Here is an 18,968-nt window from a genome sequence, read left to right on the forward strand (position 1 = left end):
CCTTTTTACGCTATCCGCACGCGCGTTTGTTCCAACCTCTATGATACACGAAACCGCCCGGCTCTTCAATCGCCTCTTTTCCGGCCGGAAGTTTTATTCCTCGAATACCAGAACTTTGAGCCGATACTGCACCTCTTCCCCCGGCGCGATGGTCTTGAGGCTGCCATTCTCCCGCGCGTCTGTCATGCCGTTGATGGTGGCGTTGCAGGGCTCCAGGCCCGTAACGAAGGTGCCCTTGGCCAGCATTTTCCACTGCACGAAGTGATCCAGCGTGCTCTTGTCGAAGAGAATTTTCAGCCCCAGTTTTTCCTGCGGGTTATAGATGCCCGCCGTGGCCCAGCCGTTTTCATCCGTCTCCAAATCGTGATAATAGCACATCTCTTCGTATCCCACCGCCGGAGAAGTGATCTCCAAATATCGATCCGCGTAATCCGCCGCGTGCTGCGTTCTGGGCGTAACCTTCTTTGTGGGCAAAATCAGCTGAGACTGCTCGCAAAGCAGCGGGTAGCCCATATTGAAGTGGTAGAGCACCATCAGCGGCGATTCCTCAAACCCGTTGTTGAGCACCTTATCCTGCAAATCGATCTCGTTTGCGCCGTATCGGATGGTAACCGTGCGCTTGAGCAGCAGCTGCGTCCCATAGCCGTTATCCCGCATGATAGCCGAAATACTGACGGCCGGCGCGCCGTTTTCCTCAAAATAATGGATGTTCACATGCTCCGCCGGAATAGCCGTAATATTGCCGTGCGGGCCGTAATATGCGCCGTTTTCCCGGCAGGGCAGGCCGATATTGCGCAGGCCGCAGGTCAGCATCATGCCGCCGAAGAACATCTGGCCCATGCCGCCGGCTTCCTCTGCAAAGTAAGCGGGCGCGGCGATTCCCGTGGGCGTAAAGAAGTTGAGCGTCTGCCCCTTGTATTTGAGGCGATAGAAATCCATCCCGCGATCGGGCAGAAGCGTCAGCTCCAGCCCTGCGCCGTTGCTGATATCGATGGCCCGAACCCCCTCTGCTTTTCCGCCCATCAAGCGGTATTCCTTCACTTCGAACACCTGGGCGATATCCCCAAGGTATTCCCGCAGTTTTTTGAACTCCATTTTTTCTCCTCCCCTTTTCTAAGCCTATTTATCCATCTCCTGCACGGCAATCTCTCTGGCGCGCTGCTCGAAATGCTGCCGCTGCGCCGGCATATCCTTGCAGAGCAGTTCTCTGCCCGCCGCCGCACTGCGCAAAAGCGCTTCCCCCGCGCCATGCTGTGCCGCGTGGGCAAGCCCGGCCGCCGCCCCAGCCCGCATTCCCTTCTGCTCTCCAAAAATCGGCGCAGAAAAGGCCTTTTGGGGCGAGACCAGCAGCAGCTTTTCCCGCGTCTCCACGCAGAGATACGCGCCGCCGCTCTGCTCTAAAATCTCCCTGGCGGCCGCGCAGCATTCCTGCTCACCCCTCAGGGTTCTTCCAGCCAAGCCCTCCAAGTCCTCTTTGCATAAGAGCGCGGCATAAGGCCCTGCCAAAACTCCTTTTTCCAGATTCTCCTCCTGCGCCGCCAAAACCGCCCGCACTTTGCGATCTTTGGCCATGCCGATGAGTTCTGCGTAAATTTCCGGCCCGATGCCCAGCGGGATATGCCCGCCCAAGGCGACCACGTCTCCCTCGCCCATCTCCGAAAGGTTGCGCGCATAGGCGACTTCCATTTGCTCCACCGCTCTGCCCTCTATGGCCGTGCCCTGCTGAATACAGCGGGTTGTCTCGCCCTTTTTATCGTAGATGGCAATGCGCATGCGAAGCGCACCGGGCACTTTGATAAAATCCCGCTCCACTCCCGCATCCGCCAAAACCTGCGAGATGATTCTCTCCCCCTCTGCCGAGCAAAATCCCATGCAGAGCACCTCATCTCCCAGCTCTCTGAGCGCTGTTCCCATGCGAATACCTCTGCCCGAGACGCCCTCTCTCATGCCAGAGGCCAGATTATCCTTCCCATATTGGAGTTCAGGCAGCCAAACCCTGCACTCCACCCATGGGCTGAGCGTCATTGTGAGTACCATAAACCTCTCCTTTTCAAATCTCAAAGCGCGTTCCTGCGTGCAGCAGCCCCCTCATTGCCGCCCTTCATGCACCGCGGAAACATGCTTTTTCCTGTTATATCAATTTACATCTGGATAATAGATTTATTATAGCAAAGAGGCGGCCAAAGCGCAATGTATCTGCGCGCTCTTTTTCACGCCGAAATTTGACAAATTCCGCTATATTGCAATAAAATAAGGAAAAGCTATCTGGGAACGCTAGGGAGGCTTATGATGAAAGCACTCATTTTATCGACCAATACAGGAGGCGGGCACAATACCGCCGGCAAGGCCGTTTTAGAGGCGCTGCGCGAACGCAATATTGAGACGCGCATGCGCGATATTTTGCTGTTCTCCGGAAAGAAAAAATCCAAAGTCGTCTGCGATACCTATGTCAATATCACAACCAAGGCGCCGGCGCTCTTTGGCCTGGCCTATCAGGCGGGCAAGTTTATCAGCACCAATAAGTTCAAGTCCGTCATCTACTATGCCAATAAGTCTGCGGCGCGGCGGCTTTCCGCCTATATCGAGAAAAACGGCTTTGATGCCATCCTCATGCCGCATCTGTTCCCCGCCGAGACCATCACAGCCATCCGCAAAAATTACGGGCTGGCGGCCAAAACCTACGCCATCGCAACGGATTATACCTGCATCCCCTTTTGGGAGGAAACCGAGCCGGACTATTTTTTCATCCCGCACGAGGATCTGAAGGCGGAATTCATGCAAAAAGGCATTCCGGAGGAAAAGCTCATCGTCTCAGGCATTCCCGTCGCCCGGCGGTTTACCGTTCGCCAGGATAAGGCCGAAACGCGCAGGCAGCTGGGCCTTCCCGAGCAGGGCAGGATCTTCCTCATCATGACGGGCAGCATGGGCTATGGGAACATCGATCTGCTGCTCAGCGAACTGCTTTCCCTCTGCGGAGCGCAGGAGCATATCGTCGTGCTGGGCGGAAATAACGAAGCGCTCAAAAGCGCACTGCGGGAAAAATTTTACGGGACAAACGCGCGCATCCTGGATTATACCAGCCGCGTGGACGAATATATGGACGCCTGCGACCTGCTCTTTACCAAGCCCGGCGGGCTGACCAGCACGGAGGCCGCGGCCAAGCGCATTCCGCTGGTGCATACGGCGCCTATCCCCGGATGTGAAAACTGCAACGCGCAGTTTTTCGCCTCGCATGGTCTTTCCATCACGGGCGAAGACATGCGCTCTCTGGCGCAGCGGGCCTATCAGCTCTGCGGCGACCAGGCGGCGCTGGAGCGCATGCAGGCCGCGCAGGAGAAGGAGATTCACCGCTTTGCCGCAGATGCGATCTGCGATTTTATCCTAAAGGAGGCGCGATAACATGGGAAACATTTCTCTCTATCTGGCTTTTGCCATCATGGGCTTTTTCCTGGGAAGCGTCATGTTCGCCCTGATCCTTCCCCGGCATTTTAAGGGGATCGATATCCGCAAACTCAGCGACGACGGAAACCCGGGCACGGCCAATGCCGTCAAATACGGCGGCGTCGCCCTGGGCCTGCTTTGCCTGCTGGGCGATCTGCTCAAGGCTGGCCTGCCCGTTTATCTGGCGCGCCGTTTCTGCGGCATGGAGCACCCGCTTTTTGCGCTGGTCATGGCGGCGCCGGTTTTGGGCCATGCCTTCTCCCCCTTTTTAGGAGGGCATGGCGGCAAGGCAATTGCGCCTGCCTTCGGCGTGCTGGCCGCTCTGCTCCCGGCGGATCTTTCTTTTGGCGTTTTGGCCATCGCATTCATCTTCTTCTCTCTTGTCGTCGTGATCACGCCCAATCGCCTGCGGACGATTGCGGCTTTTGCCGTTCTGGTCATTTACAGCATTTTGGTGAATCGGCATGGCTCCATCGCCCTGGGCTGCACGCTGCTCTCGGCCACCGTCATCCTCAAGCATTGGCGGCCACTTCCCCAGGAAGCCCCCGGCATTTCATTTTTCGGGCGGCATAATCCCGCCTAATTTTCGAGACAGAAAGGAAATACGATGCAGCATCCACATCACGATCTGATTCAGTTCCAGGCCGACGCTCTTGCGCCTCTCTTTGAAGAAATCAGCCACGCCATCTTCTCCATGCCCGAGCTGGGGCTTGCGGAATACCGCTCCTCCCAGTATCTGGCCGAGCTGATGCGCAGCCACGGTTTTGCAGTTCAGATGCCCTACCACGATCTTCCCACGGCGTTCCGGGCGGAATTTGGCCGGGGAGAAGGCCCCCGCATCGCGTTTTTGGCAGAATACGACGCGCTTCCAGGCTATGGGGAAAACGGCAGCCAGCCTGCTCATGCCTGCGGGCATAACTGGATCGCCGCCACGACCGCCGGCGCCGCCATTCTGCTCTCCAAGCTGCAAAGCCAGCTGGGCTTTGCAGGCAAAATTATCCTAATCGGCACGCCTGCGGAGGAGACCGTCGGCTCCAAAATCGATCTCGCCGCGGCCGGCGCTTTCTCGGATCTTGATGCGGCCTTTCAGGCGCACCTTGGCGACCGCAACGATCTGACCGCCAATATCCAGGCGCTGGATTCCATCGAATTTCACTTTAGGGGCAAGGCCAGCCATGCCGCCGCCTCTCCCTTTGAGGGCATCAATGCGCTGGATGCGGTTCAGCTCCTATTTGCCGGCATCGGCGCACTGCGCCAGCAGCTGCACCCGGACTACCGCGTGCACGGCATCATCATCGACGGCGGCCGGGCCACCAATATCATCCCAGAGCATGCCGCCTGCCAGATCACAACCCGCTGCCCTAAGAGGGCAGATTTGCAGGTGCTCACGGAAAAAATCATCAATATTGCCAGGGGCGCTGCCCTGATGACAGGCGCAGAGCTCTCCTATCATTTTTTTGAGAACCATTTCGATAACTATGTGCCCGTGCCCGCCCTGGTACAGCTGACCAAAGGCCATCTGGAGGAGTTCGGCTTTAGGCATATCGTCGCAGATGGCAGCAGCCCTGTCTGCGGGAGCACGGATTTGGGCAACGTCAGCTATGTCTGCCCGACGCAGTATTTCGAGGTCGCCTTCCCGACCACGCCGCCGTCGCACGTCCATGAGGCGGGTATTTTGCCGCATGTGGACGCCGCGCCTGCCTATGAAAAACTGCATGCCGTCGTCAAAGGTTTTGCTTCTGCCGCTCTGGAGCTCTTTGAAAACCCCGCTCTGGCGCGCGAGATCAAAGCCTGGCACCGGGAGAACGTGCATCAATAGTGGGCATAGAAAAAAGCCGGCGATACGCATATCGCCGGCTTTTCTTTTGCAGTTTTTATGCTTTCCAGATGGATTTTAAAATCGAGCCAAGCTTTGGCGGCGTTCCATAGAGCAGAACGCCCACGCGGTAGATCTTCGCCGCCAGAACGCCAATGCCCACAACCGAGCCGATGAGGATGGCAATCGAGATCACAATCTCATAGGGCGGCACCGTGCTCATAGCGATGCGTGCAAACATGGCCATCGGTGAAGTCAGCGGGATATAGGAGCACAGTTTCATCCAGATATTATCGAGATTCCCGCTGGACATGGAGAACATCACCACCAGAAACGCGATGATAAACAGCATCGTGATGGGCATAACGGATGTGTTGGTATCCTCCAGCTTGGAAGCTGTCGAGCCGACAGCACCGTATAAAAACGCGTAGATGAAGAAGCCCAGCAGGAAAAACACCAGCATATAGCCCAGAAGCTCGGGCGGCATATTGAAGATGGAGCAGACGATGGGGTTATCTGCCCACTGCGCCTGGTTGATGCGGAAGCACACAAGCGCCGTCCCAAAAATGCAGAGCAGCTGGATGAACCCGGCCAGGCAGGACGCGATCACTTTGCCGAACATCATTGCCGTGGGCTTTGCGCTGGTGATGAGCACCTCCATCGCCCGGGAGCTCTTTTCCGAGGCCACGTTCGTCGCGACCATCTGCCCATAGAGCAGAATCACCATATAGAGCGCGAAAACCATGACGTAGGTATAAAAGTAGTTCTGCATCTGGTCTTTGCCCAGGCTCTCTATCTCGTGCGTAACCTGCGCAGAGAGGATCTGCCCGGCCAGCCCCGGCGCAACGCCGCTCTCCACCATGGCCTCAACGCGGTAGGCATTTTTCAGAATCTCATCCGCGACGGCGGTTTTCTCATCGTATAGCCCGAGGTTTTCCACATAATAAGTATAAGAAGTTGGCCCGGTTATGACGAACGCGCACTCGGCCTCTCCCTGGGAAATCTTCTGCCTTGCCTCTTCCGCGCCGCCCTGCGCGATGCGGACGTCATAGCCCGCAAAGGCCGCGGCAAACGCTTCCCGCATGGCCTCCGCCTGCGCATCGGAATCCGAAGCGATCAGCATGACCGGGCTCTGCTCCTGCTCTGCTCCATCGCCGCTCTTAAAAAAGGCCATGATATTCGGGAAAAACATGGCTGCCGCGATCAGCACGACCAGCGCAACCGTAATGCCGACAAAAACCTTATTTTTAAAATAGCTCTTCAGCTCAAAATTCAGAATGGTTTTAAACTGTTTCATCTCATCGCCCCCTCGCCTAATCCCCTGCATACTCGACGAAAATATCGCCCAGCGAAGGCTCGAACACCCGCATCTCATCGATATCGAAGCGCTCTGCCAGCATCTTCATGACTTGGTTTTTTGCCTCAGGCGAGGAAAGCGCGAGCATAAGCTCATTTTCCCCGGTCTTCTGCCCCGCCAAATCCGGCAGCGCCAAAATCTCATCCGCCGCCGCAGAGCGGATCACCAGCTTGTCTCTGGGGTAGCTATGCTTAATCTCGCTCAGCTCACCGTGCAGTGCAACTTTGCCATCCTTCAAAATGGCGATGCTGTCGCAGAACTCCTCGATATAGTGCATCTGGTGGCTGGAAAACAGCACGATTTTCCCCTTCTCAATCTCTTCTTTGACGACCTCTTTGAGCAGCATCGCATTGACGGGATCCAGGCCGGAAAAAGGCTCGTCTAGAATCACGATCTCGGGGTCGTGCGCCAGGGCGGTGATGAGCTGAATCTTCTGCTGGTTGCCCTTGGAGAGCGTATCCAGGCGCTTGTCGCGGTGTTCGGCCATGTTCAGCCGCTCCAGCCAGTAGCCGATAGACTGGGCTGCCGCCCGGCGCTGCATTCCCTTAAGCTCTGCAAAATAGACCAGCTGATCGATGATCTTCTTTTTGGGATACATGCCCCGCTCCTCGGGGAGATAGCCAATCTTAATCTTGCTGTAGTCGATGGGCTTTCCGTCGATTAAAATGCTGCCGCCATCCGCCGGAAACACATCCATCAAAATTCGGATGGTCGTCGTTTTCCCGGCGCCGTTTCTGCCCAGCAGCCCGAAGGCCTGCCCGCCCTTTGCGGTAAAAGAGACCTCCCTCAGCACATTTTTCTCGCCGAAGCTTTTAGAGATCTCCCTTAGTTCAAGCTCCATTTTGGTTGCCTCCTTTTTCGTTTCCCTTTAGAGCAGCTCCTGATCATAGTGCGCGCGCTCGCCGCCCACGAATTTGGGCCGCACTCTCGCGCAGACAATCGGCGCCTGCCCAATCTTTCTGATCGAGAGGCGCACGGGCACGGCAACTCTCCTCAGATGCATGCCGATCAGCGTATTTCCGATATCCAGGCCCGCGTGCGCCGCAATCTGCTCCACCGCCACAGGCTCTGCAAAATGCGCGTAGGCTGCCGTAGCAAACGAGCCGCCTGCCTTGGGCTGGGGCACGACGTTGACCTGCTCATATCCATACCGTTCGGCGGCTTCCCGCTCTAAAATGATCGCCCGGTTGAGGTGCTCACAGCACTGTGCCGCCAGGAAGATTCCCTTTTCTGCGAGCACTTCCCAGATCCCGGAGAAAACCGCCTCCGCCACTTCGGGCGAAGAGCTGGAGCCGATCTTCTCCCCGCCAATTTCACTGCTCGAGCAGCCGACGACTAAAATTTGCCCGGCCTTGATTCCCGATGCCTGCACAAGCTCTTCCGCCGCCTGGCGCGCCTGCGCCCTTAGTTCTTCGTACATGATTTATCGCCTCGCTTTTAAAAGTTCCAGTAAAATTTTCGCCGAGCGATCTGCCATGGTCTGTTCAGACTGCTCTACAGAGCTGGCAGCGCCTTCATCCGCCAAATCCGAAATGGCGCGGATAATCACGAAGGGCACATTGTTCTGCACGGCCGTCTGTGCGATCGCGCCGCCCTCCATCTCCGCGGCCATCGCGTCAAAAGTGTCTCTAATCCACTTTTTCTTCCCGTTTTCAGAGACGAACAGATCCCCCGTCGCGATGCCGCCCTGATGAATATGCTCCTCCGGCATGACTTTGCGCGCCGCCTGCAAGAATTCCCGCATCAGCGCCTCATCCGGCAAGTATCTGGTGGGCTGATCCTTTTGCTCGCCTTCCATATAGCCCGGGGCATACCCAAGGCCGCTCATATCAAAATCGTGCTGTACGGCAAAACTGCCCACGACGATATCCCCAACTGCAAGCCCTTTGCCAATTCCGCCGGCAATGCCGGTGTTGACGATGCTCGATGCATGGAAGCGGTCGATCATAGCCTGCGCGCCAATCGCCGAGGCGACTTTGCCGATGCCGCTTTTTAACAGCACGGCATCCTGCCCTTCCAGCTTCCCGGTATAGAAAACCGATCTGCCCAGGCGATGCTCCTCTATTCCCTGCATTTTCTCTTTCAGCAATGTGATTTCGCTCTCCATTGCCCCGATGATACCAAACATGAGTGTTGCTCCTTCTTTTTCTATGCCCTTTTGCGCTCGTTGCCGCGCGTCGTCCCGCACGATTCCCATAGTGCCATGATAAGCGCGAATCAGCCTGCCTTCATTCGGCGCCGCGTCGCGCGCATGGTTCCATAGCCTCTCAGGCCGGATAACGCCGAGGTTATGATACCGCATGAGAGTAAACCTTCCTATTTTAGCATTGCGGCGAAGTACAGCAATGCGCGGTTCCATCTTCTCCCCGGCATCCCAAGCTTTGCTTCGGATAATGCCTATTATACCATAGCAGAATGTGGAATGTGTTTCGAAATTGTAAGTTATGCGATTCTTTTTTTTGATCGAATACGTTCCCCGCTCTTTGCCCCGCCTTCCGTCCACCGCGCCAGTCCCAAAAGGTATACTTTTGCGTTCTCATAGCCCCAGCTCTTTTATTTTCCGATAAAAGCTGGTTCGCCCCATTCCCAGCGTTTGCAGCGCCTGCTGGCAGGAGATCTCCTTTCCCCGCCATTGCTGCACAATCTCGGGAAATTCATTTGGCAGCCGCATTTTCTGCCGCCCGAACCGCACGCCCCTGGCTCTTGCCTCAACAATCCCCTCTGCCTGCCTCTGCTTCAGATTCTCCCGCTCTGCCTGCGCGGCATAGGAGAGGATTTGCAGCATCAGGCCAGAGAGCAGGGCGCTGGCGGCATCATCCTGCATGATACGCGTATCCAGCAGCGGCATATCCAGCACAACAATGCGCACTTTCTTTTCCAGCATCATTTTGTTCCACTGCGCGATAATCTCGGGATAGCTGCGCCCCAGCCGATCCACGCTCTTGATGAAAACCGTGTCCCCCGGCATGAGGAGCTCCATCATCTGCCGATATGCCGGCCGTTCAAAATCCACTCCGCTCTGCCTGTCGATAAAGATGCGCTTAGGCGGAATCTTTTGCGCCCGCATCGCCGCCACCTGCCGGCTGATATTCTGTTCACGCGTTGAAACGCGGATATATCCATACGCTTTCCCTCCCACGATTTCTGGCTCCTATCCTCATTTTTAAAAAGTATCATGATTGTAGCACAGCTCACGTGGGTACTCTTCGGGGATTTTGTAGGAAAAACCAATTTTTTATCGACATCCCCGTCCTCCTGTTTCCACGCTTTGCCATAAACCTTTGCCAAAGCACCCGCCTTCTGGCAGGCAAATGCTCTCCTGCCCTATTTCCGCATGTCGGTTTGTGTTGATTTTGCTCTGCTTTTGGCGCGGCGCCTGCTTACCTTCGATTGACTATTGCCTTAAAATTGTTTAGAATGGAATTGTTCCAAATACGCATCAAAATAGAGGGAGAAAAGATATGATGAAGTATGATTTTGATACGCTTCATAACCGCCTGGGCACGAACAGCGTCAAGCACGATTTCGCTCAGGAGCGCGGGCATGGCGCAGATGTTCTGCCCATGTGGGTCGCGGATATGGATTTCCAGACGGCGCCGGAAATTCTGGAAGCACTGCATTCCTGCGTCTCTCACGGAATTTTTGGCTATACCGATACAAAGAAAGACTATTTCGACGCCCTCGCAAATTGGGAGAAAACATATTTTAACTGGGATATCGAGCAGGATTGGCTTCTCCAGACGCCCGGCGTCGTCAACGCAATCGCCACAGGCGTGCGCGCGCTGACTTCCCCCGGCGATGCAGTTCTCATCACGCGCCCAGTCTACTATCCCTTCTCCCGCGTGATCGATAGAAACGCCCGCAAGCTGGTGAACAGCCCGCTCGTGTTCGAGGATGGAAAATACCAGGTCGACTTTGCAGATTTTGAGCAAAAGATCGTGGAAAACGATGTCAAGCTCTTCATCTTCTGCAGCCCGCATAACCCTGTCGGCCGCGTCTGGACGGCGGAAGAGCTGGAGAAAATCGGCGATATCTGCCTGAAGCACAATGTCATCGTCATTTCGGATGAAATTCACGCGGATTTCACCTTCCCCGGCCATCGCCATATTCCCCTTTGCAGCCTGAAAAAGGAGTATGAGCGCATTACCATCACCTGCACAGCCCCCAGCAAATCCTTCAACCTGGCCGGCCTTGCGACTTCCAATATTCTCATTCCCAACCCGGAGCTCCGGGAAAAATTCGTCGCAGAGCAAGAGGCAGCCTCCATCGACGGGGCAAACCAGCTTGGCCTGGCTGCCTGCAAAGCCGCCTATACCAAAGGCGCCGAATGGCTGCGTCAGCTCAAAGAGTATCTGGCCGGCAATCTTTCCTATGTGCGCGAGGCGCTGAAAGAGATCCCCGGCGTTTCCCTGGTCGAGCCGGAAGGGACGTATCTGCTCTGGCTGGATTTCCGCGGCCTTGAGCTAAACTCGGAGCAGCTGGAAGATTTCATCGAGCATAACGTGCGCATCTGGCTGGACGGCGGCGAGATGTTCGGCCCGGAAGGAGCCGGCTTCCAGCGCGTCAATATGGCCTGCCCGAGGGCGACAGTGGCCGAGGCGATGAAGCGTCTCAAGCAGGCTGTGGCCGATTTGAACAGCCAAAAATAGGGCTTAGAGTCGAGAGGAAATCCGCGTCCAAAATTCTATATTATTTAAATTGTATAGAATTATAATATCGGCTTTTTGTAATTTAAGCTAAAACGCCTTTTCTCGCCGTTTTCCGGACAAAAAGAAGCATCCATTTGGATGCTTCTTTTTTTATTCGCTCCTCTTTTCTTCCTTCAAAAGCCGGTCAATCATTGACACAAAAAAGAGAGGGAACTCCCTCTCTTTTTTCGCCCGCACTATTCCACTTTGGGCAAGCTCCATTCATAGCGTGTCGCCAAAATCCGAATGCCAAACGTGAGCAACACGCTGGCCGCCATGGCGATTTTCTCATTGATGCCAAGCCGGTAAACAATATAGTAGCATCCCGCCCCGGCAATCGCCGCAACGGCGTAAATATGCTTGTGCAGTACGGCTGGCAGGCTCTGGCTCATCATATCCCGCAAAATACCGCCCCCAATGCCCGTCAGCATGCCCAGCGTGATGGCGAAAAACCAGTTTTGCTCAAACCCTGCCTGAATTGCCGCCTGCACGCCAATGGCGGAAAAGACGCCAAGGCCAATGGCATCGAACACATTGTTGATGGTGGAGATGCGGGGCATATGCCTCTGATAGCGCTCTTTGCTGCACCGCGCAACCAGAAACACTGCCAGCCCGCAAAGAACGGCAATCAGCACATATTCATAGCGCTCAAACATCCTTGGCGGAATATGCCCCAGCAGCAGATCCCGCGTAACGCCGCCGCCCAGCGCTGTTACGACGCTGAGCAGCAGAACGCCGAATAGATCCAGCTTTCGCTCGATGGCCGTCATGGCACCGGAAATGGCAAATGCGGCCGTCCCGGCGAGCTCCGCGCCATAGAAAATCAGTTCTGCGAGATTCATTTTCCCTCCGGCATTGCGCTAGGCTCTGCCTATTTTTTCGATGAGAGAGATGATCTCATCGATCTTCTCCTCCTCGCCGCCATTTTCAAACGACTCCCGCACACAGCTTTTCATATGCGCAGACAGAATCTCCCGGTTTGCCTTTTGGATGATCGCCTGCGCCGCCATCAGCTGATGCGAAATATCCAGGCAATAGCGATCTTCCTCTATCATTTTCAGGACGCCTTCCAGCTGCCCCTTTGCCGTCTTGACCAGACGGGTAATCGGCTTTTTCTCTGCTTTCATTATTTTTCTTCCACGGAAACGGCCTCAAAGCCCGCTTCATTGACCGCATCCATCAGCGCCGCGTCCGAAACCTCTGCCGCCAGCTTGACTTCCGCCAGCTTCTTTTTGAGGTTAACCTCCGCCTTTTCCACGCCTGCAACGCCCATCAGCGCCTTTTCTACTGCCGCCTGGCAGTGCGCACAGCTCATTCCATTGACATGCACAATCTTTTTCATTTCGTCTGCTCCTTGTTTTGATAATTCTATTTTACCATAATGATACTTCGGGCGGAAGAGCTTGAGCCGCAGTGCATTGCCCACCACGCAAACCGAGCTTAAGCTCATGGCAGCCGCCCCAAACATGGGCGAGAGCCGCCACCCGAGCACCCCGAAAAACACGCCTGCCGCCAGGGGAATCCCGACGCTGTTGTAGAAAAACGCCCAGAAGAGATTTTCCTTGATGTTGCGCAGAACAGCTCTGGAAAGCTGAAATGCCGCGACCGCATCCAGCAGATCGCCCCGCATGAGCACAATATCCGCCGATTCCATGGCAATATCTGCCCCAGCGCCGATTGCAATGCCCACGTCTGCCCGGGCCAGCGCCGGCGCATCGTTGATACCATCGCCCACCATGGCGACTTTCCTGCCGCTCTTCTGCTCTTCCCGCACGGCCTTTTCCTTATCCGCCGGCAGAACCTGGGCGATGACCTTCTCAATCCCCAGCTGGGAGGCGATGGCTTTTGCCGTGCGCTCATTATCCCCCGTCAGCATGACGACATCAATGCCCATAGCTTTTAGCTCTGCCACAGCCTGCCGGCTTGTGGGCTTTGGCCGATCCGCCACCGCGGCTTTGCCCAGCAATTTTCCCTGCTCCGCAAAATACAGCACAGTCTTTCCCTGCTCTTCCAGCATCTGCGCCTGCGCAGTGCTCTCATCAGGCAGCGCAATGCCCTGCTCCTGCATGAGAGCGGTATTGCCGGCAAAATACTGTTTTCCCTCTATCTGCGCGCGCAGTCCCTTGCCTGGGAGCGCCTCGAACGCCTCTGCCGCCAAAAGCTCCAGACCCCGCGCCTGGGCCTCCTGCAAAATCGCTTCGGCCAGAGGGTGTTCGGATGGCTTCTCCAGGCTGGCCGCCAGGCGGAGCAGCTCTTCTTCGCCCACGCCGTTCTCAGGCTGAAGATCTGTTACGGCGGGTTTGCCTTCGGTCAGCGTGCCCGTCTTATCTAAAATAACCGTCTTTACCTTATGCGCAGTCTCCAGCGCCGCCGCAGATTTGACCAAAATCCCCTGCTCTGCGCCTTTGCCCGTCCCCACCATGATGGCCACGGGCGTGGCCAGGCCAAGGGCGCAGGGGCAGGAGATGACCAGCACGGAAATGCCGATGGAAAGCGCGAATTCCGCTCCCTTGCCCAGCAGCAGCCAGACCGCCGCCGCAATCACTGCTATCGTCATCACGACTGGCACAAAAATGCCCGCCACTTTATCCGCCAATTTGGAAATGGGCGCTTTGGAGGCCGCGGCTTCCTCCACCAGCTCGATGATTTTGGAGAGCGTCGTATCCGAGCCGACCTTTTCAGCCCGCATGGTGAAGTAGCCGGTTTTGTTGATGGAGGCCGTATAGAGCGGATCCCCCGCCTGCTTCTCCACAGGCAGGCTCTCGCCCGTCAGCGCCGATTCATCCACCGCGCTGCTGCCTTCCAGAAGCACGCCGTCCACCGGCACTCTCTGCCCCGGCCGCACCGGCAGAATATCCCCAGCCTGCACCTGCTCGATGCCGATTTCGATCTCCTCGCCATCCCGCAAGACGACAGCCGTTTTGGGCGCCAGATCCATGAGCTTGGAGATTGCCTCGCTGGTTTTTCCCTTGCTGCGCGTCTCCAGGAATTTTCCCAGCGTGATGAGCGTCAAAATCATGCCCGCAGATTCGAAATAGAGATCCGCGCTATACTGCTGAACCACCGCCATATCGCCGTGCCCCAGGCCATAGCTGATGCGGAAAATCGCAAAAATGCCATAGACCATAGCTGCAGATGCGCCGACGGCGATGAGCGAATCCATATTTGGGCTGCCGTGCAGCAGCGTCTTAAAACCGACGATGAAATACTTCCGATTCAGATACAAGATGGGCAAAACCAACAAAAACTGAACCAGCGCAAAGTTCAGCGCATTCTCATTTCCATGCAGGAAACCTGCAATAAAGCCCGGCACAGGCAGGCCAAACCACATCTGGAACATATGGTGCATGGAGACATACATCAGCGGGATCAAAAACCCGAGCGACCACCAAAACCTGGTCTTCATGCCGCGGATTTCCTCTCCTGCAATATCGGCAGGCGCGCTTTTCTGCCCCGCAGAAGCGCCGGCGATCTGCGCTCCATACCCCGCATGGCGAACCGCGCCGATGATGGCTTCCGGGCTCACCGAGTCCTCAAACTCCACCTGCATACTGCCCGTCAGCAGGCTCACCGAAACCTCCTGCACACCCGGCACTTTGCCAACCGCTTTTTCTACGTTTGCCTGGCAGGCCGCGCAGGTCATGCCGGCAACATCAAACTTTTCTTTCATAACCACTCCTTCAAATACCCCCCTTGGGTATAGTATTATATTGGCAGATATTTCTTCTGTTGTCAAGCATATTCTCTGCTCCTATTGTGCCGTTTCATAAAATAAAATATGTGATCTGCGCTTTGCCTGATGCGGCAAACCCGAACTATCTGCAAAAAAATGGGAGCTGCCCTGATGAAAAGGCAGCTCCAAGGGGAGCCGATCTGCAAAGTATAAATAAAGATTAGATAAAATAGGGATTTGGCCGGAACAGAATTGTGATAAAATCGATCACCACTCCAATGCCCAGCAGTCCGCAGGTCAGAAGATAGAGCACGCCCAGCCCTGCTTTGCCTTCGTAGAATTTATGCGCCCCGAAAACGCCCAAAAACAGGCACAAGCCCAGCGCGACCCATTTATTTCTGGCCTTTGCCGCCACATAGGCGTTGACACTGCTGTTCGTGTTCTGGTTGGCGTTGTTGATGACGATATTCGGCGCGCCGCCCTGGGCCACCTGCTCCACCTGCCTGCCGCACAGCGTGCAGACGACGGCATCCGCCGGTATTTTCCCGCCGCAGTGCTTGCAAAATTTCTCCGGCGCCTGCTGAGGGGGCACTTGCTGCTGCGCAGCTTTCTGTTCCATATCCATGCTAATTTCCTCCTAAAGAACTCTTAGTAAGGCCAGTATAGCAAAGGGCGCGAAAATTGTCAATTTTTATTAATCACTAATGATAATTATATATCATTTTGCGCAATATATAATTGACAGCAGGGGAGGGACTTACATGTTCATACAGGCAGATACTCGCATTAAGCAGCTGCGCCTGTCCCGAGGGATGACGCAGACAGAGCTGGCCAAAGTCATGTCGGTTACGCGCTCCAGCGTCAACGCCTGGGAAATGGGTATTTCTGTGCCCACGGCGGCAAAGCTGGTAGAGCTTTCTTTGTTCTTCCATGTCTCCACAGATTATCTTCTTGGCATGGATGACGCGGAAAGCGTGCGGCTGGATGGCTATACGGAGGAGCAGAAGGAACTCATCTTCGCACTGCTTTCCTATTTTGAAAAGGAAAAATCCGAGGATTAGCCCCAGCCATCGGCAGGCAAGCTGCGCGGCACAAAAAAGCGCCCAAATAAGGGCGCTTTTTTGATGCTTCGCTATTCCTCTAATATTCTCTCTATCAGCCTGCGCAAGATGGCCGCATTGCCTCTGCCGCCCGTCTCGGCCATGGCCTTGCCGATGATGGCGCCAATCGCCTGTTTCTTGCCCCGCTTATAGTCGGCCACAGATTTTTCGCATTGCCGCACAGCGCTTCTGGCAATGGGCTCCAAAACGCCCTCATCGCTCTGCTGCCAGAGCTCCATGCGATCAAGATATGCCGATGGCTCTTCCTGCTCCTCCCAGAGGGCCGCAACAGCCTTTTTCGCCGCCGCCGCACTGATCTTCTCCTGGCCCACGAACTCGGCCAACTGCGCCAGATGCTCCGGCGGGATGGGGATCGCCGTCTCTGCTCCCAACAGCCGGAACACCTCTCCCAGCATCAGCGCCGAAAGCGCTTTGGGATAGGCGCATTGTTCTGCTGCCTGCTCGAAATAATCCGCAACCTCCCGCTCGCTGACCAAAATCTCCGCATCTGCCGGGGCAATTTGATATCGCTTTATATACCGCGCCTTGCGGGCATCCGGCAACTCCGGGATGCTGGCGGCAATGCGGGAAACCTCCTGCCGGCTGACCACAATGGGCACCAGATCCGGATCGGGGAAATAGCGGTAATCGTCGGCATCCTCCTTGCTGCGCATGGAGAAGGTTTTCCCCAGGCTCTGATCGAACCGCCGCGTCTCCTGAGTGATGGTCTCTCCCGCCTCCACCGCCTGCACCTGCCTTGCGAATTCATATTCGATGGCCTTGGCGATAAACTGGAAGGAGTTGAGGTTTTTCATCTCGGTGCGCGTGCCAAGGGCCTGCTCTCCCTTTTTGCGGACAGAGAGGTTGACATCGCAGCGCATGGAGCCCTCCTGCATTTTGCAGTCGGATACGCCGGTATAGATGAGGATTGCCCGAAGCTTGCGCAGAAATGCGTTGACTTCCTCGGCCGAGCGCAGATCCGGCTCGGAGACAATCTCGATGAGCGGCACGCCGCAGCGGTTGTAATCGCACAGCGTCTCCCCGCCGGCCGTATGCACCAGCTTGCCCGCGTCTTCCTCAATATGAATGCGGGTGATGCCGATGCGCTTTGGCGCCCCGCAGTCGATATCCAGATAGCCATGCTGGCAGAGGGGCAGATCGTATTGCGAGATCTGGTACGCCTTGGGCAGATCCGGGTAGAAATAGTTTTTGCGATCCTGCTTGGAAAACTCCGCAATCTCGCAATTCGTCGCAAGGCCAGCCCGCACCGCGTATTCCACCACCTTCTCATTGAGCACGGGCAGCACCCCCGGCATCCCCATGCAGACCGGGCAGCACTGCGTATTGGGCTGGGCACCAAAGGCCGTGGAACAGCCGCAGAAAATCTTGCTCTGCGTTTTCAGTTCCACATGCACTTCCACTCCAATGACCATCTCAAACTCTTTTTTCATCTTGCCGCCCCCTTTTCCTGCTCAAAAGCGTATGCCGCCTGATATAGTTCCGCCTCGCCAAAAGCCCTGCCGATGAGCTGCATCCCGATGGGAAGCCCCTCCGCATCCCTGCCGCAGGGCAGCGAGAGCGCAGGCAGGCCGGCAATATTGACGGGCACCGTGTAGATATCCCCCAGATACATCTGGAGCGGATCTCCGGTTTTCTCCCCCAGGCGGTAGGCCGTCGTCGGGGCGACGGGAGCGAGAATCATATCGCATTGCTCCAATACGCGCTCAAACTCCCGCCCAATCAGCGTGCGCACCTCCAGCGCCTTCTTATAATAAGCGTCGTAGTAACCTGCCGACAGGACAAAACTGCCCAGCATGATCCTGCGCTTGACTTCTGCGCCAAATCCTTCACTGTGGGAGCGCTCATAGAGCTGCTCGATTCCCTCAAAGTTTTCCGAGCGGAAGCCGTATTTGATGCCGTCGAACCGCGCCAGGTTGGAAGAAGCCTCTGCGGATGAGATAACGTAGTAGGCAGGCAGGGCGTTTTTCAGCGCCGGCATGCTCACCTGCACGATCTCCGCCCCCTGCCGCTCCATGGTTTTGGCCGCGGTCAGAATGCTCTGGCGAATCTCGCCTTGCAGCCCTTCCCCAAAGAACTCCTCGGGCACCGCGATTTTCATGCCCCGAATGGATTTCCCCAGCTTCGCGCCGTAGTCCCCGTATTCGCGCGCAACGCTGGTCGCATCCCGCCTATCGTGCCCGGCAATGGCCGAAAGCACCAGCGCCGAATCCCGGACGTCTCTGGTCAGCGGCCCAATCTGATCCAGCGAAGAGGCAAAGGCGATGAGGCCATAGCGCGAGACTGCGCCATACGTCGGCTTCATGCCGACCACGCCGCAAAAAGCCGCCGGCTGGCGGATGGAGCCGCCCGTATCCGAGCCCAGCGAAAAGGCCGCTTCCCCCGCCGCGACTGCCGCGGCACTCCCCCCCGAGCTTCCCCCTGGAACATGCTCCAGGTTTGCCGGGTTTTTGGTTGGATGAAAATAGGAGTTTTCTGTGCTGGAGCCCATGGCGAATTCATCCATATTCAGTTTGCCCAGCAGTACGCTGTCCCGCAGTTTTTCCACGGCAAACGCATCGTAGGGCGGAATAAAATGCTCCAGCATCCGGGAGGCGCAGGTCGTCCGGATGCCCTTGGTGCAGAGGTTATCCTTGAGCGCCATGGGGATGCCCGCCAGCGCCCCCAGCCGCTCGCCTTTGGCCCGGCGCGCATCGATGCTCTGCGCCTGCGCTTTGGCGCGCTCCTCCTCTACCAGAAGATATGCGCCCACTTCCGGCTCTCTTTTTCTAATCTCCGCCAGGTATGCCTCTGTGGCCTCCAGCGCGCTCAGGCGGCCCTGCTCCATCTCCTGCCGCATCTCATATGCGCTAAGCTTTAAAATATCGCTCATCTC

Annotated in this window: 18 protein-coding genes; 5 read left to right on the forward strand and 13 right to left on the reverse strand. The window is 56.2% G+C overall.

The window, feature by feature from the left end; genetic code table 11:
• Positions 1-93 precede the first annotated feature (93 nt).
• On the reverse strand, positions 94-1,095 hold the full coding sequence (locus AALG83_05485) for an aldose 1-epimerase family protein (protein ID MEY8382606.1): 1,002 nt from the start codon (positions 1,093-1,095) through the stop codon (positions 94-96).
• A gap of 24 nt (positions 1,096-1,119) precedes the next feature.
• Positions 1,120-2,037, reverse strand: a complete 918-nt coding sequence (locus tag AALG83_05490) for a PfkB family carbohydrate kinase (GenBank protein MEY8382607.1) — start codon at positions 2,035-2,037, stop codon at positions 1,120-1,122.
• A 249-nt stretch (positions 2,038-2,286) separates the two neighbouring features.
• Here AALG83_05490 and AALG83_05495 point away from each other — a divergent pair, with 249 nt between their 5' ends.
• Genes AALG83_05495 through AALG83_05505 form a run of 3 tightly spaced genes read left to right on the forward strand, consistent with a single transcriptional unit; the run spans position 2,287 to position 5,260 of the window.
• A complete protein-coding gene (locus tag AALG83_05495) occupies positions 2,287-3,399 on the forward strand; it encodes a glycosyl transferase (GenBank protein MEY8382608.1) in 1,113 nt (370 codons plus the stop codon).
• 1 nt (position 3,400) lies between these two features.
• A complete protein-coding gene (locus tag AALG83_05500) occupies positions 3,401-4,024 on the forward strand; it encodes a glycerol-3-phosphate acyltransferase (GenBank protein MEY8382609.1) in 624 nt (207 codons plus the stop codon).
• Between the two features lie 24 nt (positions 4,025-4,048).
• A complete protein-coding gene (locus tag AALG83_05505; protein ID MEY8382610.1) occupies positions 4,049-5,260 on the forward strand; it encodes an amidohydrolase in 1,212 nt (403 codons plus the stop codon).
• A gap of 55 nt (positions 5,261-5,315) precedes the next feature.
• On the opposite strand, the gene AALG83_05510 is transcribed toward AALG83_05505, so the two are convergent.
• From AALG83_05510 to AALG83_05530, 5 genes are all read right to left on the reverse strand, one after another.
• Positions 5,316-6,554 (reverse strand): ABC transporter permease, encoded by a 1,239-nt coding sequence (locus AALG83_05510; protein MEY8382611.1) that lies wholly within the window; start codon positions 6,552-6,554, stop codon positions 5,316-5,318.
• Positions 6,555-6,570: 16 nt separating this feature from the next.
• On the reverse strand, positions 6,571-7,455 hold the full coding sequence (locus AALG83_05515) for an ATP-binding cassette domain-containing protein (protein ID MEY8382612.1): 885 nt from the start codon (positions 7,453-7,455) through the stop codon (positions 6,571-6,573).
• Between the two features lie 27 nt (positions 7,456-7,482).
• A complete protein-coding gene (locus AALG83_05520) occupies positions 7,483-8,034 on the reverse strand; it encodes a TIGR01440 family protein (protein ID MEY8382613.1) in 552 nt (183 codons plus the stop codon).
• Between the two features lie 3 nt (positions 8,035-8,037).
• Positions 8,038-8,916: a 5'-methylthioadenosine/adenosylhomocysteine nucleosidase gene (locus tag AALG83_05525; GenBank protein MEY8382614.1), complete on the reverse strand. Its 879-nt coding sequence runs from the start codon at positions 8,914-8,916 to the stop codon at positions 8,038-8,040.
• A gap of 234 nt (positions 8,917-9,150) precedes the next feature.
• Positions 9,151-9,753, reverse strand: coding sequence for a recombinase family protein (locus AALG83_05530; GenBank protein MEY8382615.1), 603 nt, complete (start codon positions 9,751-9,753; stop codon positions 9,151-9,153).
• Between the two features lie 325 nt (positions 9,754-10,078).
• On the opposite strand from AALG83_05530, the gene AALG83_05535 reads away from it, so the two are divergent.
• Positions 10,079-11,263 carry a MalY/PatB family protein gene (locus tag AALG83_05535; protein MEY8382616.1) on the forward strand — a complete coding sequence of 395 codons (1,185 nt, stop codon included), beginning with the start codon at positions 10,079-10,081 and terminating at the stop codon, positions 11,261-11,263.
• 236 nt (positions 11,264-11,499) lie between these two features.
• Here AALG83_05535 and AALG83_05540 read toward each other — a convergent pair whose 3' ends face one another.
• The 4 genes from AALG83_05540 to AALG83_05555 all read right to left on the reverse strand — a co-directional run bounded on the left by AALG83_05540 (position 11,500) and on the right by AALG83_05555 (position 15,600).
• On the reverse strand, positions 11,500-12,144 hold the full coding sequence (locus tag AALG83_05540) for a trimeric intracellular cation channel family protein (GenBank protein ID MEY8382617.1): 645 nt from the start codon (positions 12,142-12,144) through the stop codon (positions 11,500-11,502).
• Positions 12,145-12,162: 18 nt separating this feature from the next.
• Positions 12,163-12,429: a metal-sensing transcriptional repressor gene (locus AALG83_05545; GenBank protein ID MEY8382618.1), complete on the reverse strand. Its 267-nt coding sequence runs from the start codon at positions 12,427-12,429 to the stop codon at positions 12,163-12,165.
• Positions 12,429-14,972, reverse strand: a complete 2,544-nt coding sequence (locus tag AALG83_05550) for a heavy metal translocating P-type ATPase (protein ID MEY8382619.1) — start codon at positions 14,970-14,972, stop codon at positions 12,429-12,431. Before AALG83_05550 ends, AALG83_05545 begins: the two co-directional genes overlap by 1 nt.
• 223 nt (positions 14,973-15,195) lie before the next feature.
• Positions 15,196-15,600 carry a TM2 domain-containing protein gene (locus AALG83_05555; protein MEY8382620.1) on the reverse strand — a complete coding sequence of 135 codons (405 nt, stop codon included), beginning with the start codon at positions 15,598-15,600 and terminating at the stop codon, positions 15,196-15,198.
• A gap of 136 nt (positions 15,601-15,736) precedes the next feature.
• On the opposite strand from AALG83_05555, the gene AALG83_05560 reads away from it, so the two are divergent.
• Positions 15,737-16,036, forward strand: coding sequence for a helix-turn-helix transcriptional regulator (locus tag AALG83_05560; GenBank protein MEY8382621.1), 300 nt, complete (start codon positions 15,737-15,739; stop codon positions 16,034-16,036).
• Between the two features lie 71 nt (positions 16,037-16,107).
• Here the strand turns inward: AALG83_05560 and gatB are convergent, their stop codons facing one another.
• Entirely contained in the window at positions 16,108-17,526 is a 1,419-nt protein-coding gene (gatB, locus tag AALG83_05565) for an Asp-tRNA(Asn)/Glu-tRNA(Gln) amidotransferase subunit GatB (protein MEY8382622.1), read from the reverse strand.
• Positions 17,523-18,965 carry an Asp-tRNA(Asn)/Glu-tRNA(Gln) amidotransferase subunit GatA gene (gene gatA, locus AALG83_05570; GenBank protein ID MEY8382623.1) on the reverse strand — a complete coding sequence of 481 codons (1,443 nt, stop codon included), beginning with the start codon at positions 18,963-18,965 and terminating at the stop codon, positions 17,523-17,525. Before gatA ends, gatB begins: the two co-directional genes overlap by 4 nt.
• Positions 18,966-18,968 lie beyond the last annotated feature (3 nt).

Source organism: Christensenellaceae bacterium 44-20 (assembly GCA_041223705.1).
In the GTDB taxonomy this organism is placed as follows: domain Bacteria; phylum Bacillota; class Clostridia; order Christensenellales; family Christensenellaceae; genus QANA01.

Coding starts and splice junctions, on each gene's coding strand:
- AALG83_05560 (MEY8382621.1), top strand. CDS start 15,737: ATGTTCATACAGGCAGATACTCGCATTAAGCAGCTGCGCCTGTCCCGA.
- AALG83_05505 (MEY8382610.1), top strand. CDS start 4,049: ATGCAGCATCCACATCACGATCTGATTCAGTTCCAGGCCGACGCTCTT.
- AALG83_05545 (MEY8382618.1), bottom strand. CDS start 12,429: ATGAAAGCAGAGAAAAAGCCGATTACCCGTCTGGTCAAGACGGCAAAG.
- AALG83_05555 (MEY8382620.1), bottom strand. CDS start 15,600: ATGGATATGGAACAGAAAGCTGCGCAGCAGCAAGTGCCCCCTCAGCAG.
- AALG83_05535 (MEY8382616.1), top strand. CDS start 10,079: ATGAAGTATGATTTTGATACGCTTCATAACCGCCTGGGCACGAACAGC.
- AALG83_05500 (MEY8382609.1), top strand. CDS start 3,401: ATGGGAAACATTTCTCTCTATCTGGCTTTTGCCATCATGGGCTTTTTC.
- AALG83_05510 (MEY8382611.1), bottom strand. CDS start 6,554: ATGAAACAGTTTAAAACCATTCTGAATTTTGAGCTGAAGAGCTATTTT.
- AALG83_05540 (MEY8382617.1), bottom strand. CDS start 12,144: ATGAATCTCGCAGAACTGATTTTCTATGGCGCGGAGCTCGCCGGGACG.
- AALG83_05490 (MEY8382607.1), bottom strand. CDS start 2,037: ATGGTACTCACAATGACGCTCAGCCCATGGGTGGAGTGCAGGGTTTGG.
- AALG83_05520 (MEY8382613.1), bottom strand. CDS start 8,034: ATGTACGAAGAACTAAGGGCGCAGGCGCGCCAGGCGGCGGAAGAGCTT.
- AALG83_05515 (MEY8382612.1), bottom strand. CDS start 7,455: ATGGAGCTTGAACTAAGGGAGATCTCTAAAAGCTTCGGCGAGAAAAAT.
- AALG83_05525 (MEY8382614.1), bottom strand. CDS start 8,916: ATGCGGTATCATAACCTCGGCGTTATCCGGCCTGAGAGGCTATGGAAC.
- gatB (MEY8382622.1), bottom strand. CDS start 17,526: ATGAAAAAAGAGTTTGAGATGGTCATTGGAGTGGAAGTGCATGTGGAA.
- gatA (MEY8382623.1), bottom strand. CDS start 18,965: ATGAGCGATATTTTAAAGCTTAGCGCATATGAGATGCGGCAGGAGATG.
- AALG83_05550 (MEY8382619.1), bottom strand. CDS start 14,972: ATGAAAGAAAAGTTTGATGTTGCCGGCATGACCTGCGCGGCCTGCCAG.
- AALG83_05485 (MEY8382606.1), bottom strand. CDS start 1,095: ATGGAGTTCAAAAAACTGCGGGAATACCTTGGGGATATCGCCCAGGTG.
- AALG83_05495 (MEY8382608.1), top strand. CDS start 2,287: ATGATGAAAGCACTCATTTTATCGACCAATACAGGAGGCGGGCACAAT.